The sequence below is a fragment of the Chitinophaga sp. genome (assembly GCF_035538455.1).
GTDB lineage: Bacteria > Bacteroidota > Bacteroidia > Chitinophagales > Chitinophagaceae > Chitinophaga.
This window is the reverse complement of record NZ_DATLKJ010000031.1, coordinates 36046-51845: the sequence shown is the minus strand read 5'-3', so window position 1 is coordinate 51845 and position 15800 is coordinate 36046. Positions and strand designations below refer to the sequence as shown.

Here is a 15800-nt window from a genome sequence, read left to right as displayed (position 1 = left end):
TCCGTAATGTGAGCGTTTCTTATCTGTTTCCTTCAAAATTGTTGTCGCGCACACATCTGATTTCAGCGGCTTCCATCACACTGACAGGAAATAATCTGTGGCTGCATACGAAGTATACCGGGTTTGATCCGGAGTCCAGTTCGTTCAATGCTTCCAGCAATGTGGATGCATTTGCGGGGTTCACGTATCCGACTACACGTAGTTTTCTGGCGTCTCTTAATGTTACCTTTTAAACCTGCTGATCATGAAAAAGATTCACACCATATTATATATAGCTGCACTGATCTGGACGGTGACAACCGGCTGCAGCAAGGACCTGGATATTAACACGAATCCCAACCAGGTGACGGTGCCGCCATTGAATGGCCTGCTGGCATCTTCCACCTATAACACCTCCTACAATATTTACCGGGTAAGCAATATCACTTCTTACTATGTGCAGTACCTCGCTTCGCCCAATGCCAATGGTGCGACAGATACGTATGAAGTGACAGATTATTCTGCCACCTGGAAAGCGTTGTATCATAACATGGCTGATCTGCACGATCTTATGACGCAGGCAACCGCTTCCGGTGCGTCCCAGCATCTTGGCGTTGCGGAGGTGATGATGGCTATTAACCTCGAAATGCTGAATGACCTCTGGGGTCAGGTGCCTTATACACAGGCCTTTGATGTGAACATATTGCAGCCAGCCTATACGCCTGATGACAGTCTGCTCACGTATTGCGTACGCTTACTTGATGACGGTATTGCGCAACTGGGAAAGGCCAACGCTAAGTATAACCTGGATGCCAGCAAAGATCTGTTGCATGGCGGAAAGCCAGCTGCCTGGATTAAAACAGCTTATACCGTGAAGGGGCGTATCCTGAACCATCTAACGAGGAAAGCCGCTTATGATCCGGCAGCGGTACTGGCAGCTATCGCCAACGGCTATACGGATAATAAAGATGATGCACAGCTGGTACGTTTCCAGGCGTTAAGTCCGTGGAACCAGGCGGCGGTCAACAATGAAAACCTTTCATTGGACGGATGGCTCAGTGCCCATTTTGTTAATGCATTGAACGGTAAGACATTTGGTGTTTTTGATCCGCGTTTGCCACTGATTACAGATACCACCAAGTTTGGAGATTACAGAGGGACCATTAACGGCGCCGGCAGGATAGGAACGGGAACCAATAAAGAAGAATGCTATCTCTCCACTAAGGGTTTTTATTCTAAGCCCGGCGCACCGGTGCTGGTAGCTACCCATGCTGAATGCCGGTTCATAGAGGCTGAAGCAGCCTTCCGCAGCGGCAATAAAGCGCAGGCCTACCAGGCGTATGTACGCGGCATCACGGCCAGTATGGATAAGATCGGTGTTCCCGTTAACCTGAGAGATGCTTATTTATTGAACCCCGCTGTAGGCGTAGGCGCCGGTGCGATTACGCTCGATCTGATCATGAAGGAGAAATATGTTGCACAATTCCTGCATCCTGATACCTGGAATGATGCCCGCCGCTTTGATTACCGGTACAAGGATTTCAATATGCCGGTAAATGCCCAGCTGGATACATTTGTGAGGAGAGTGGCTTATCCTGATTCGGAGAAGAGCCGTAATGGCGCTAATGTTCCGAATATAAAGATGACAGATAAGATCTGGTGGGACGGCTTGTGAGGGGATATTGTCTGGACTGTGATTTTTTTGATTCTTTTGATTTTTCTGATGAGTGAAGATAAAATTTAGATGAGTGAGGATGTGTGAAGACAGAATCAAAAAAATCACAGTTTAGACCGCTGTTACCTGAAAACCAGGTATGACACGATCAATGTAAAGAAGATATTGAATAATTGTGCAATGATAAAGGCCAGTGCGGGTTTACCATTTTCTACTTTGAAGATGTCGGTGAATCTGGTTTCAAGACCTATGCAGGTGAATGCGAGGGCGAACCAGTAGGTCTGTAACTCTTTCAGGGAGCCTTTGGTGGCGGTAACTACCGGTGATGGCAGTACGAAAGAGAAGAGCAGTGATGCGGCGATGAAGCCCAGCACAAATTTCGGGAAGCGTTCCCAGATTGTGCGGAGTGTCGGCTTCTCGTAGTTTGCTTTCTTTTTGTTGTACGACCAATAAAGCGAGATGATGAAGGCGGCGATACCCAGCAGTACGTTCTGGGAGAACTTCACGATGGTAGCATATTTCAGTGCTTCGTCGCCGAGTTTGGTACCTGCGGCTACTACTGCGCCGGAAGTATCGATGGTACCACCCAGCCAGGCGCCCGCTACAGCGGGAGACATGCCAGCCCACAGCGCGATATGCGGCATGATCAGCATCATGGGAATGGCTACGATCATTACCAGTGAAATAACATGCGACAGTTTTTTATTGTCGCCCTCAATGGCGCCGGAGGTGGCGATAGCAGCAGATACGCCGCATATGGATACTGCGCTGGAGATCATCATTCTGAATTCATCATCCAGCCCTATCATCTTACACAGCCAGAATGAGAAATACCATACGGTGAATACAACTACCACTGACTGTATAATGCCCAGCAGTCCGGCTTCCAGTATATCGCCGAAGATGATATTGGTACCCAGCAGCACGAGGCCGATCTTGATATAAAGCTCTGTTTGCAAGGCAGGCTTTATCCAGTCCGGGAGGCCGATTACATTACTTACGAACAGTCCCAGCAGGAGGCTGAATAATACCACTTCAATACCGAATCCTTTGATGATTTTGTTGGAAGTGATCACCTGGGCCAGCAGGGAGATGAGGACAATTGCCAGCAGCCCGGTGAAGAGGCCTTTTATATTATGGTCACCTGCCAGGAAGCGGGCCAGCAGGAGGCTGCCGAGCACCCATAGAAACAGGGCGCCGATGTGCAGGAGGTTAGCGCCGTCGGACACCTGTTGCCAAAGGCTGCTGCCGTTGGCCCAGTTGTATTTGGGCAACATCGGTTTCAGGCCGGTAACAACAAGGGCGATGGTGAGAAATGCGATGATTACCGCGATCCAGTCTTCATGTAGTTTTTTTGTTAACATAGGTTGTATAACTTATAGAATAGCATGGTTAGGCTTAATGAAAGAAAAGATACCCCAATAAAATAGCGCAGGTCATACCCAGGAAATCTGCTATAAGTCCTGCTGCGAGGGCATAACGTGTATGTTTAATATTAACGGACCCGAAATATACAGCCAGTACGTAAAAGGTGGTTTCGGAGGTTCCCTGGATTACGGAGGCCAGTTTGCCCTGGAAGGAGTCGGCCCCGTAGCGGGTCATCACTTCTACCATCAGTCCTCTGGCGCCGCCGCCACTGAGGGGTTTCATCAGTACTATTGGTAACGTGGGTACGAAATCTGTATTCAGTCCCATCCAGGCGAAGACGGCTCCGAAGGCGTTGATGATGTAGTCCATGCAGCCGGTGGTCCGGAATACGCCAATGGCAACGAGGATACCCACGAGGTAGGGTATGATCCTGACAGATACCTGGAAGCCTTCTTTTGCGCCTTCAATAAAGGCATCGTAGACATTGATCTTTTTAATCAGTCCGGCTGTGAGAAAGATGATGACGATGGTGAAGATGATACCGCCGCCGAGTGTGGACATGCGGGGACCGATCTGATCCGGCGGCATATTGGTAACCCAGAAATACAGCGCCGTAACCAGTGCGGCAAAGCTTGCCAGGAAAATGAGGATGGGCAGTTTAAACAGGTTGATCCGCTGGAATGCGGCCACTGTAAACATACCTATAATAAAGGTGACGAATGCGGAGATAAGGGTAGGGATGAAGATATCTGCGGGATTGGCAGCGCCGGCAGACATCCTGAGCGCGATGATGGACGTAGGGATGAGGATCAGTCCTGCCGTATTCAGCACGAGGAACATGATCTGTGAGTTGCTGGCAACTTCGGGTGTGGCGTTCAGTTCCTGGAGTTCCTTCATGGCTTTGAGCCCCATGGGGGTGGCTGCGTTGTCCAGTCCCAGCAGGGTGGCGGAGAAGTTCATCATCATGGAGCCCAGGGCGGGGTGTCCTTTGGGTACTTCGGGGAATAGTTTGGAGAAGAACGGATTGACAGCCCTGGAGAACCGGGTGATCATGCCTGCAGCTTCGCCGACTTTCATAAGTCCCAGCCACAACGTCATTACTCCGGCCAGGCCGAGGGAGATCTCTGCTCCGGTTTTGGCGCTGGTGAGCATGCCGTTCATTACAGCTCCAAAGATGGCAGTATCCTGGAAAAACACCGATTTGATCACTGCTACCACAAACGAAATCAGGAAAAAGCCCAGCCAAACATAGTTTAATGCCATTAGAATCTTGGTTTGATACAAGCAACAAATAAACTAAAATAAACCTATCTTTGCGCAAATTTTAAAAAATGGCTTTGCAAGTAGGAATTGTAGGATTGCCGAATGTAGGAAAATCGACTTTGTTTAATGCGGTAAGCAACAGCGCCAAGGCGCAGGCAAGCAACTACCGTTTCTGTACCATAGAACCCAACGTAGGACAGGTGGATGTACCAGATCACCGTATGTACAAGCTGGAGGAGCTGGTAAAACCTGAGAGGGTAGTGCCTACCACCATTGAGTTCGTGGACATTGCCGGTCTTGTGAAAGGCGCCAGCAAGGGCGAGGGGCTGGGAAACAAGTTCCTGGCTAATATCCGCGAGGTGGATGCTATTGTGCATGTGATCCGTTGCTTCGAAGATGAGAATATCCTTCGTGAAGAAGGTGCTATCAATCCGGTGGGCGACAAAGAAATCATCGATACCGAATTGCAGTTGAAAGACCTGGAAAGCGTGGAGCGTAAGGTTGCCCGCACAGAGAAAATGGCTAAAACCGGCGGTGACCCCAAAGCAAAAGCAGAGTTTGAAGTACTGAAAAGATGTCAGCAACACCTGGAACAGGGCCGTAACATCCGCGAGCTGGGACTCAGCAAGGAGGAGCGTGTAGCTATTGCAGATCTGTTCCTGCTCACTGAGAAACCGGTGTTATATGTTGCCAATGTGGATGAAGCTTCTCTGCATACCGGCAACAAATACTCCCAGGCTTTACAGGAAGGCGTAAAAGCGGAACGTGCACAGGTGATTGTGATGAACAACACCATCGAAGCACAGATCTCTGAGATGGAGGATCCCGGAGATAAGGAAATGTTCCTTGGTGAATATGGTCTTACTGAGCCTGGCCTGAACCGCCTGATCCGCTCTGCTTACGATCTGCTGGAACTCATTACTTACTTTACTGCAGGCGTACAGGAAGTACGTGCCTGGACGATCCACAAAGGTTGGAAAGCGCCGCAGGCAGCCAGTGTGATCCATACTGATTTTGAGAAAGGATTCATCAAAGCTGAGGTGATCTCTTATGATGACTACGTGAAATATGGTTCTGAATCTGCATGCCGGGACAACGGCCGTTTGAGAATTGAAGGTAAAGAGTATATCGTAGCTGACGGCGATGTGATGCACTTCAGATTCAACGTATAACCATTAGCGTTATATCACAAGATAATTTAAGAAGACATATATGTAACTGACCGTTGAAGGTTACAACAAACAGGCGGGCCGGGACTTTCCGGCCCGTCGCTGTTATATCTCCCCCGAAAAAAATACCCATATCTTTCTGCATCAATCGGTCATGCTGTATTAAAATTCTACAATTATTTTTATTAGTTTAGCCCTTCATTAACGTTAGCTCATGCGAATTGTCAGGAACGTAAAGCTGTTTTTCCGCGAGGGGAATTCAGATAAGACTTATGAGATAGACCTTTGTGAAGTTGGCCCGGAACAATACCTTGTTAACTTCAGATACGGAAAGCGGTCCGGTAACCTCAAGGAAGGAACCAAGACAACGGCCCCCGTTGCACTGGCCGCCGCCACCACTATCTTTGATGCACTCGAGAAAGAGAAACGCAGTAAGGGTTACCTGGGCGAACAGGAAGCTGTGCAGGATCTTTCCTTCACGCCTGTTGATACTACGCAGGTAGCGGATGTAAAGCACCGTGCTATTCTCAGGAGATTGCAGGATGCGCTGGAAGGTAAGAACTCCTACAAGACCAGCTGGAAGACTTCCCGCGTTATATGGAAGGCCGGCGAGCTGAAAGTAAAGGAAGCAGTGCCTTATGTGATCAAGCTGGTGGAGAGAGGGGATGCCATGCAACGCTATGCCGCATTATGGGCATTGGCTAAATGCGGAGATCCTGCGGCAGCTCCGGTATTGCGTTCATATGCAGATAACAGTTCGTATGGACAGCATGTGCGTATGCTGGCAGCAAATGGTTTGCTGATGGTATTGCCGGAAGCAGAAGGGAAGGCCTATGCGGAATCTTATTTTAACCGGCTGCCGGAAGTATTCCAGGAGGTGCTGCGGCACAATAATCTGCAGGGATTGTACCAGTTGTTGCAGGAACGTGTGCAGTTGCAGGTACAACCTGAGTACCCGGTACTGGAAGATCTGTATATCCTTTCAGCAGGTAATGTAATGGTGAAGCAGGCGCTCAGTTATTTTCTCGCGCAGGTACCGTTGCGTCCCAGTTATTTCAGGCATATACGTCATATTTTCAAACAGGCGGAGCTGCTGGATGACCAGGGGACGGTGGCCATGCTGGCATTGCGTTTTGAGCGTGAAGCGGCGATGTTCACGAATCCTGGTGTGAGGATCAACTATGATGGAGAAGAATACCATCCTTCTGTATTTGTGCCTCACCTGGAGACCTATGTGAAGCCTAACAAAGAGCTGAAAAAGCCGGGTAGTTCCCTGGCGTATTCCAATAAAACAAAACGTTACCTGCATACCCGTGTGTTGCGTCATCTGCGCAATTCCGGGGAGCTGGAAGATATGCAGTTTGTAAGGCTGGCAACCGCATTGTTGCTGCATTACAGGGAGAATGACGCCACCACGGAATACCAGGTGCGCCACTATGCTTATGTCAATGGCCGCTATACCACGGTGTATAAACAATTCCCTGCCAACTCGCGTGCTGTGTACCTGAATTATATTCTGCGGGGCAACGCGGCCAACCTGAAACTTTCAGCAGATAGCCGCGAGTGGCATTTTGTGGAGCCGGCATCTGCATCCAATACAACGTTGCAGGCAAATCCGGATGCTACCAAGTCCGCCGAGAAAGGAAACATCATTAAGAAACTGTTTGGCTGGCTGGGAGGAGAGAAGGCCTCCAACGCTGCTGCCACAGGTATTCCTAAAGAATACCAGCCTGACAGGCCCATGCCGAAACCTGTCAGTGAGGTACCTTTCCTGCATCTCTGGCAAAAGCTTCCACAGGCATTCATTCAGTTGCTGATACAGGGTCAGATGGAAGCGGTGCATATGTTTGCGATGGAACAGCTGAAGGCGCATCCTGATTATGTGGCTATCAAAGCCAAGCTGGACGAGCATGCCATTGGCGGATTACTGAAGAATGCTTTTCAGATTCCATCACTGTTTGGTCTTGAGTTGGCGAGAGAGCAATATGATCCTTCCAATCCGTCTTTGCCGCTGTTCTTTGCGCTTATTAAGAGTCCGCTCGATGAGGCGAGACAACAGGGTATTGAGTGGGTAGGGCATCATGCTGCACGCTGTAACAGCGATGTAGACTTCCTGATGCACCTGATCTTCTCGCCTTATAAAGATGTCCGTGATTTTATACGGGCGCAGTTAAATCCATCTTACATCACGGCCGACAGTGCCCGTGCGCTGGCTGATAAAGCTATCGGTGAGCTGCTGGAACTGGATAGCGCCACAGCAGAAGGTAATGATAATCTCAATGATGCCTGCCTGATCCTGGAGCGACATATCGGTGATGTGTTGGCCGAAACAACGGTAGCGGTCATTGAAAAACTGCTGCAAAGCCCGGTGGCGGCCAATCATGCATTTGCCGCACGCCTGCTGCTGATGAAGCAGGGACGCTTTGATTTCAATGAGTTGTCTGATGGTGTGTTGCGCAACCTGCTCAACGATGAATATGCACCGGTCAGGGCCGCTGGTATAAAAGTGCTGCATGCCATTGCACCGGAAGAATTGCTGAAACGTGCGGAGTTGCTGCTGGAATTTGTTGTGGCAACGTATACGGATGTACGAAAAGAAATGCGCGCGCTTGTACAAGAACTGGTACAGCGAGATAACAGGCTGGCGGTGTATTTCGTGAATGAACTGGTACCAAGGCTGATGCGCAAGGAAACAGCTGAAGGTATTCATCAGGATATTGCCGCTATGCTCAGTCATGAACTGGTGGGCTATCTGCATGATGTGGATACTGCTACAGCCCTGCGTTTGCTGTACTCCAACTACCGGAGTGCACAGGAGTTTGGCGTGGTGGTGCTGGAGCGCTATATCCCTGCGGAAGCGCTTACCCTTAAGCAAGTGATCGCTGCTGGCAGTCATGAATTGCAGGTAGTGAGAGCGTGGTGCCAGGGCTTCTATAATAAGAACGTAGCCCGCATCCGTTATGAGCGCGATGCTGCCATCGGCCTGCTGGATGCAAAATGGGATGATACACGCCTCTTTGCGAAGGAATTTTTCCGCACACAATTTACCGACAATGACTGGAGCCCTGAAACATTGGTAGCGATTGCCGACAGTGTGCGGCCTGATATACAGGCTTTTGGCCGGGAGATGCTGATGCGCTTTTTCAGAGAGGCTGACGGAGCTACCTATCTGTTGAAGCTCAGTCAACATCCCAGTGTGAATATGCAGGTGTTTGCGACCAGCTACCTAGAGAACTATGCCGCCGGTAACCTTGAGTTCCTGCAACAGCTTGAACATTACTTCCGCTCTGTGCTCAGCAGGGTGAACAAAGCGCGTGTTGCGAAGGAGAGGATCTTCAGCTTCCTGGAGAAGGAGGCGCTGAAATCCCCTGCTGCCGCGCATTATATCGGCGAGATCATTGCACATATTTCAGCAACGGTATCCATTGCGGATAAGGCCCGTTGTATTGAGATCATGCGTAATATCAGGCAGCAGTATGATGTGGAACTGCCTATTATCATTCATGAAACAGCTGTAAGATCAAATATTTTGTGATTTATTGATTTTGTGATATTGAGATTTAAATTCCAAAATCATGTAATCCCAAAATCTGAAAATTCATTTTATGTTATTTAACTACAGATATAGCGGTAATTCACAGGTGTACAGTAATGCTACCTCTGCCGGAATATCGTTTGCACCGGATACCCATCGTGATCCCACATTTTTTGTAGGCCGGCTCCATAAGAAGATCGCTTTCCGTGAAGCCATCTCGGCCCTGCACGATGTGGTGGTGTCTGACCTGCGTTTTAAACCCAAAGACAAAACCGCGTACAAGGAATGGGCTGCCCAGCAGGAAGCAGTATGGCTGGCGGAACATATGAGCCATTATGATAAAGGCGCGGCTGACCACCGGATTAAAACAATCCAGGATGAGCTGTCAACCATATCACAGGAGAAGGACAGGGTGATGGGGCCGTTTTACAAGGCGCGTAAGAACTATTTTGATTTTCTCTATCAGAAGGACCGTGATGCCTGGTTCGTGCTGGACCCTGTGATTACGGTGCATCCGGATGAAATGTTCTTTGAATGTTTCAGCCAGGATGAGTCTACCTACGGTAAGCTGAGCGCCAGCTACAATGTGTTCAAAGAAGTGAATGAGTTCCAGTGCGGCACTACCAACATTGATTATTCGGCTGCATTGTATAACGAGTTCCAGAAGATAAGGGATTATAAGGAGACGGATTTCAAAGTAGACCCGGGAGGGTTTCAGGTGCAGACGTCACAGGAAGAGTTGTATCATGAGGTGAAGATAGATCTGCCGGATAGCTGGGTGCGCGGGTTTCTGCAGGTTAGTTCTGCGATGACATTACCTGCGGCTACATTCGATCTGCATCCGATGGATGTATATAATTTCTGTTTGTGGTTGCGGCGGTTCAAAGAGAAGGAGGGGCCAAGATCGATCCGGTTTATACTGGAGCCGGGAATGCCTGTTCGTGCAGTATTTGAGCCGTGGAATCACGAAATCGTCTGTGCGAGATCGTTATATAAGGGAGCGCAGCGCAGAGAGATCAGGATATGGGGTAGGAGAAGGATGCTGATACTGGAAAGACTGATTCCCATTGCCAGAAAATTCACTGTGCATCTTACAGGTAATGGTCTGCCATCTTTTTATGTGGCGGATCTCGGCGATATGCAGTTTACGCTTGGTCTTTCGGGTTGGACAGCCAACGACTGGTCACGTGCAGGCCAGTTTGATCTGATGGCGCCGCGTGCCATTGTAGATGATAATGCCAGGCAGCAAGTATTTGCTGAGCTGAAATCAAAGTGGCTGGCGAAGCCTGAGGCTATTGCGGCTGCTACAGGGCTTGACAAAGCAACTGTGCTGGGCGCTTTGGGCATCTATACGCAGGCCGGGAGAGTGATCTTTGATCTGCATACCGGTATGTACCGTTTGCGGGAACTAAGCCGTGAACCCCTGCCGCTGGACACCTTACGCTTTGCCAATCCGCGCGAAGAAGAGGCAAATGCGTTGGTGCAGAAGAAGGGCATTACTTTCACAGAACAGCAGATCCCCGGCGTTGGGTTACAACTGAAAGGAGATGTGAAAGGCGCGCATCGTGTATACCATCCCGTTATTGTGACTGACGGTGATGAAAGACTGCGTGAAGCGCATTGTGACTGTAGCTTTTACGGTACCAACAAATTATACAAAGGACCGTGCGAACATATGCTGGCGTTGCGTATGGCGCATGCAGAAAGTATTCAAGAAGAAAATAATTCCGCTAAATAAATTTTATTATCTGGAAATATTTTCTAATTTGCCGGCTCATTCATAACAAGATCTTTATAAAGAGGAATTGATTGCACTTGCGCCCGTAAAAGGGACGAATGATGTTTCGTCATTCAGGTATTCTGACTATACATGCTTCACTAAATGCAATCTTTACTTTGGGAGGGGCGTACCTAGTACGAATTTACGGTACGAGCCCCTGGGGCTGAAATTCATACTAGGTACGCCCCTCCCTGGAGTTGATTGATTTAGTCAATGGTTTGCACGAAGTCTCTTTCCTCTTTATAAAATCCTGTTATTACCGGGTCAGGCAAAGGCTACCGCAGCCGATTCAAAGCCGGACCAATTTGACCTCCGCTTCAGCTGCTTCAGCCACTTTTATTTTTACCTATTCATCTAAAAAAATAAAAGCCAATATTATGGCAGAAGGCTTAACCCGTCAACAACTTTACGATAGAATACGTGCATCTTCCAAAGAGGAATATATCCTTGAGGAAATGGTGCGCCTGGGTTTCTGGGCAAGGAATACTGTTCAGCCGTCTCCCCCGGAAACGCTTATCCGCAAGGAAGGAGAGCTACGTCGTGAGCTGAATGACCTCATTGCCGAAAGACAGAAATACCGCAATAAAGAGAAGATGCTGGCGGACATGCGTAAAGAGCGTATGGCCCGTGCCAAAGAGAAGAGGGCGGAGACCAAGAAGCGTAATGAAGAAAAAAGAAAGGAAAGGGCGGAAGCATGGGCGCAGCAGCAACAAGCCAGCATTGTATATCTCGGTGAAGGGGTTTCTGCCGGGCTGAATAAAACTATTTCCGACGAAGCAGCCCTTGCCAAACATAATCTGCCCGTATGGCACGATGGTGTTGCATTAGCGAATGCAATGGGTATTACGTTGGGCAAACTACGTTACCTCGCTTTCAATCGCAAAGTGAGTGGCCAGTCGCACTATCAGCGTTTCAGTATTCCGAAGAAATCCGGCGGCGTTCGCGTGATCTCCGCACCGATGCCTCAGCTGAAAGCCGCACAGCACTGGATACTGGAAAACATACTCTATAAGATCGGTAACAACGGTGCAGCCCACGGCTTTGTGCCCGGAAAATCCATTGTTACCAATGCTGCACCGCATGTAGGCCAGGACCTGGTTATCAATATCGATCTGCGTGATTTCTTCCCTACTGTGGCTTATAAAAGAGTGAAAGGATTATTCTGCAGGCTCGGTTACAGCGAGCAGGTGGCTACTATCCTGGCACTGATCTGTACAGAACCTGAAGTGGATGAGATCACACTGGATAATAAAAAGTACTACGTGGCCAAAACTACCCGCTTCCTTCCGCAGGGTGCGCCTACCAGCCCGGCTATCACCAACCTGATCTGTTACAAGCTGGATAAGCGTTTTGAAGGACTTGCCCAAAAGTACGGCTATGTCTATACGAGGTATGCAGACGACATGACCTTCTCTGTAAAGGGCCCCGGCACTGATAAAGCAGGACAGGTGTTATGGGCGGTAAAGCAGGTGGTGAAGGAGGAAGGCTTTACAATTCATCCCGATAAGCTGAAAGTGATGCGCAAGGGCGACAAGCACGAAGTAACAGGCATCGTGGTGAATGAGAAGCTCAGCATAGACCGGGATACACTGAGAAAGTTCCGTGCCTTGCTGCACCAGGTTTCTAAAACCGGTCTTGCCGGCAAGAAATGGGGCAAAGGGAATATCATCAGCAGTATGGAAGGTTATGCCAACTTTGTATATATGGTAAAACCGGAACTTGGGGCCAAGCTGAAAGCTACGCTGGCAGCGCTGTTGCAAAGAGAAGATATAAAAGCGGAGGCCCGCAGTCTCTGGACAGGCGAAGCGGCCAAAACGCCTGCGCCCAACCCGGCAGCTACTATTCCACAAAACGATACTACTATTACTCAGCGATCACCTGAACAGCCGGGCACACCGGGAAAGCAATGGTGGGAAGTGTTGTAAGGTGGTTTTTCCCGCAAGGGCACAAAGAAAGCAAAGAGCGCGAAGGATATCCTTCGCGCTCTTTGCTTTCTTTGTGCCTTTGCGGGAAATTACAGGTTATATCCAAGAGACACATACCACAAAGCGCCTACAGTTGGGTTACCCCATGACTGTGTATATGCTTTGTTCAGGATGTTGGTGCCTCCCAGCTTAACGGTGGTCTTAGCTTTGGGGAAGAACTTGCTCACCATGGCGTCGAGTGTGCCGTAGGAAGGTATTTCAGCCTGTTTAGACACATTTACAGCCGGGCCAACAAAGGAAGACTGCCATATGAAGGAGTCCTGCCATCTCCAGGTAACGTTAACGGCTATATTAGAATTTGCGATGTTGCGATTGCCTGCATTCAGGTTGTAACGTACCTTCGGCGTATTATACATTACGAGGAAGCTACCGAGGTCTTTTTCATTCAGTAATTCGTTATAGGAAATACTACCTCCTGCAATGAAGTTGAGCGGCAGGCTATAATCGAGTCCCAGTGCCCATCCCCATGACTTCACGGTTTCTTCTGCACTCACGGGAATAGAGAACACATTACGGCCGCCGCCGGCAGTAGGCTGTATCAGCACCTGTACGCCGTTCATGTTCTTGAAGTCGTTCTTATAGATATATGCATCTATCAGCAGTCGTTTTGCTACCAGGCCTTTATAACCTAATTCATAAGCCTGTATTCTTTCCGGTTGGAACTCGCGGAAGGTGTATTGTTTGGGGCTTCCGGCCTGTACAGATTGCAGTGAGTATACGGGGCCTTTATCGAGGCCATAGCGTTCACGGAGGAAAGGTAATCCACCGATAAGGCGTGCCTGCGGGGTGAGGAGGTCGATATACTGATCCTGGTTATGCGGTATCCTGAAGCCTGTCTGGAAGGAGGCGCGGATGTTTTGTGTTTCGAGGAAGGTGTATACAGCAGAGAGTCTGGGGCTGAACTGGCCTTTGAAGTTTACGTTTTTGTCGTAACGGATAGAGCCAGTCAGCTTGAGGTGGTCTTGCGCCAGTTTTTTCATGACCTGTACATAGCCGCCGTATTCGTTGATGCGGAACTCTTTGCCATTATCATCCACTGCGAAGAGTGTTTTCTCGGAGTTGAGGGTATAGAGGCGATAGTTGCCACCAACCAGTATTTCAGCAAACTTCACGAGGTTGTGGAAGTTGTACATGAATTCAGCCTGGTAGAGGTTTGTTTTATCGGTGAATTTGGCGCCAACGCCTTTAGCGTCGCCGGGAATGGGTTTACTCTTTATATTATCTGCGGCTGCATTGAACTCGGGTGTACCGGGCAGGAAGCGACCTTCATCGGCTTTATTGCGGGCGGCAGAGTTGAAGGTACCGCGTTGTACATTGGCGGCATTTTGTGCAGCCAGGAGGGCAGCAGCAGGCGTTTGTCCCTGGCCGAGACCCGCACCATAGGCCTGGGCAAATGTGGGCAATGCGGAGCCGATATACGTGGTGAAGTAGTCTTTGTACCAGTTCTGGCTGGTCTTCCAGGCTTCATTGATACCGGAGGCCAGTGTACCGCCGGCGTAGCTGTCGCCGGATCTTTCCTGTGTGGTGTATAATCTTACGTAGAAGTCAGGACTTTTCAGCTCCACTTTGTATTGACCCATGTTGAAGTCTTTGAGGGAGTAGCGGTCAGCGCCTGTATATACGGTTGTTCCGGAACCATAGCTTCCCTGGATCAATGCTTCCAGGTTTTCGGTGATTTTATAATGCAATGCTGCATTGAGTTTCAGGTTCTTGGTATTATAGTCTACCACATCGGATTCATTGTAGCCGGTGCGGGTAATGTTAGACATGTTTTGTGCAGGAAGCGCGCCGTTCAGGAGTTGGGTGGGGGTGATGGTACCTCCAAACCGTGCGGACAATGCTGCGAGCTGTTGTGCCAGCGGGGAGGCAGGATCAGCTGCTTGTCCGGCGAGGGTGGAGTACATGTTCACGGTATTTTCATCTCCGTATGTATTCACACCGTTATAACCTTCGTTGTTGGCTCTGGTACCGTCCTGCAGGGTGTGGCCATTGGCGAGGCTCTGGTCGCGCTTATCATAAGCCTGCCAGTCGTCAGCTTTGATATAGCCGAGGTTTACTTTGAAAGCCCATTTGTTGTTGAAGGCATGCGCAAAGCGTACGGAAACATCGTAGAAGCCGGTAGTGGTGCTGGTGCGTCCTTTGTCGTTGAGGAAGCCGGTTTTCACTTGTGCACTCAGGCCCTGGTACTGGAAAGGGTTTTTGCTGGTCATGAGCATGATGCCATTGAGGGCGTTTGGGCCGTACAGGGCAGAAGCTGCGCCAGGTATGAGCTCTACGTTGTCGAGGTCGAGTTCAGGGATACCCACCATGTTGCCCACGGCGAAGTTAAGACCGGGGGCCTGGTTATCCATACCATCATTCAGTTGCAGCATGCGGGTGTTGCCGTTGCTGTTGAATCCGCGTGTGTTCACGGATTTGAAGGTGAGGCTCTGGGTGCTCATTTCCACACCTTTGAGATTGGCGAGGGCGTCATAGAAGGTGGGCGCTGGTGAAGCCTTGATTGCGCGGGCGTCCAGTTTTTCAATGGATACCGGCGATTGCAGGATGCTCTCCTGCACGCGGCTGGCTGCCACCACGACTTCCTGGCCCAGGATTTCAGTGGAAGACAGGTCTACCGTAATGTTGGCAGCGCTGCTGCTGATTTCTTTCTCTTCTGTTTTGTAGCCTACATAGGAGAATACTAATGTCAGGGGAAACGCGTGCGAGGTCCTGATCTGGAAACCTCCGCTGCTACCGGTGATGGTACCGGCTGTTGCACCTTTTACGCTAACAGTAACACCGGGCATACCACGCCCTGTAGCTTTGTCTGTGACAGTACCACTTAAAGGTGCAGGTTTTTGCGCTGTAATTATCAGGGGAAGGGATAATAACAACAACACACAGCCCAACCAGGCTCGAATAAAATTACATTTCATACGCAGTGGATGTTTATGGATTTAGATTGGTTAGTCTCAATATAGGAAAAATAGTAATACAAAAGAGTAAGAAGGGACAAGTGGGTATGTAGAATAAATAATCAGCGTTTAGCGGGGGCGCTAAAAGCTAA

At 49.4% G+C, this 15800-nt stretch carries 9 protein-coding genes; 6 read left to right on the top strand and 3 right to left on the bottom strand.

The genetic code is table 11. From position 1 onward, the window contains the following. On the top strand, nucleotides 1–233 hold a 233-nt coding region (locus tag VM802_RS03135; RefSeq protein WP_325527879.1), incomplete at its 5' end, for a hypothetical protein. A gap of 11 nt (nucleotides 234–244) precedes the next feature. Then, nucleotides 245–1654 (top strand): SusD/RagB family nutrient-binding outer membrane lipoprotein, encoded by a 1410-nt coding sequence (locus tag VM802_RS03130; RefSeq protein WP_325527877.1) that lies wholly within the window; start codon nucleotides 245–247, stop codon nucleotides 1652–1654. A 122-nt stretch (nucleotides 1655–1776) separates the two neighbouring features. On the opposite strand, the gene VM802_RS03125 is transcribed toward VM802_RS03130, so the two are convergent. Beyond that, nucleotides 1777–3018 carry a YeiH family protein gene (locus tag VM802_RS03125; RefSeq protein ID WP_325527874.1) on the bottom strand — a complete coding sequence of 414 codons (1242 nt, stop codon included), beginning with the start codon at nucleotides 3016–3018 and terminating at the stop codon, nucleotides 1777–1779. A gap of 34 nt (nucleotides 3019–3052) precedes the next feature. Beyond that, on the bottom strand, nucleotides 3053–4285 hold the full coding sequence (locus VM802_RS03120; RefSeq protein ID WP_325527872.1) for a spore maturation protein: 1233 nt from the start codon (nucleotides 4283–4285) through the stop codon (nucleotides 3053–3055). Between the two features lie 68 nt (nucleotides 4286–4353). On the opposite strand from VM802_RS03120, the gene ychF reads away from it, so the two are divergent. The 4 genes from ychF (at nucleotide 4354) to VM802_RS03100 (ending at nucleotide 12694) form a co-directional block, all read left to right on the top strand. Then, nucleotides 4354–5457, top strand: a complete 1104-nt coding sequence (ychF, locus tag VM802_RS03115) for a redox-regulated ATPase YchF (RefSeq protein ID WP_325527870.1) — start codon at nucleotides 4354–4356, stop codon at nucleotides 5455–5457. Between the two features lie 211 nt (nucleotides 5458–5668). After that, nucleotides 5669–8989, top strand: a complete 3321-nt coding sequence (locus VM802_RS03110; protein ID WP_325527868.1) for a HEAT repeat domain-containing protein — start codon at nucleotides 5669–5671, stop codon at nucleotides 8987–8989. 70 nt (nucleotides 8990–9059) lie between these two features. Further along, nucleotides 9060–10727 (top strand): SWIM zinc finger family protein, encoded by a 1668-nt coding sequence (locus VM802_RS03105; RefSeq protein ID WP_325527866.1) that lies wholly within the window; start codon nucleotides 9060–9062, stop codon nucleotides 10725–10727. A 419-nt stretch (nucleotides 10728–11146) separates the two neighbouring features. Continuing rightward, nucleotides 11147–12694, top strand: coding sequence for a reverse transcriptase family protein (locus VM802_RS03100; RefSeq protein ID WP_325527864.1), 1548 nt, complete (start codon nucleotides 11147–11149; stop codon nucleotides 12692–12694). 89 nt (nucleotides 12695–12783) lie between these two features. Here the strand turns inward: VM802_RS03100 and VM802_RS03095 are convergent, their stop codons facing one another. Then, nucleotides 12784–15669: a TonB-dependent receptor gene (locus VM802_RS03095; RefSeq protein WP_325527862.1), complete on the bottom strand. Its 2886-nt coding sequence runs from the start codon at nucleotides 15667–15669 to the stop codon at nucleotides 12784–12786. Between the last annotated feature and the right edge of the window lie 131 nt (nucleotides 15670–15800).

Excerpts from the sequence above, each read along its gene's own strand:
- VM802_RS03095 (WP_325527862.1), bottom strand. The coding sequence starts at position 15,669 with ATGAAATGTAATTTTATTCGAGCCTGGTTGGGCTGTGTGTTGTTGTTA.
- VM802_RS03130 (WP_325527877.1), top strand. The coding sequence starts at position 245 with ATGAAAAAGATTCACACCATATTATATATAGCTGCACTGATCTGGACG.
- ychF (WP_325527870.1), top strand. The coding sequence starts at position 4,354 with ATGGCTTTGCAAGTAGGAATTGTAGGATTGCCGAATGTAGGAAAATCG.
- VM802_RS03100 (WP_325527864.1), top strand. The coding sequence starts at position 11,147 with ATGGCAGAAGGCTTAACCCGTCAACAACTTTACGATAGAATACGTGCA.
- VM802_RS03125 (WP_325527874.1), bottom strand. The coding sequence starts at position 3,018 with ATGTTAACAAAAAAACTACATGAAGACTGGATCGCGGTAATCATCGCA.
- VM802_RS03110 (WP_325527868.1), top strand. The coding sequence starts at position 5,669 with ATGCGAATTGTCAGGAACGTAAAGCTGTTTTTCCGCGAGGGGAATTCA.
- VM802_RS03105 (WP_325527866.1), top strand. The coding sequence starts at position 9,060 with ATGTTATTTAACTACAGATATAGCGGTAATTCACAGGTGTACAGTAAT.
- VM802_RS03120 (WP_325527872.1), bottom strand. The coding sequence starts at position 4,285 with ATGGCATTAAACTATGTTTGGCTGGGCTTTTTCCTGATTTCGTTTGTG.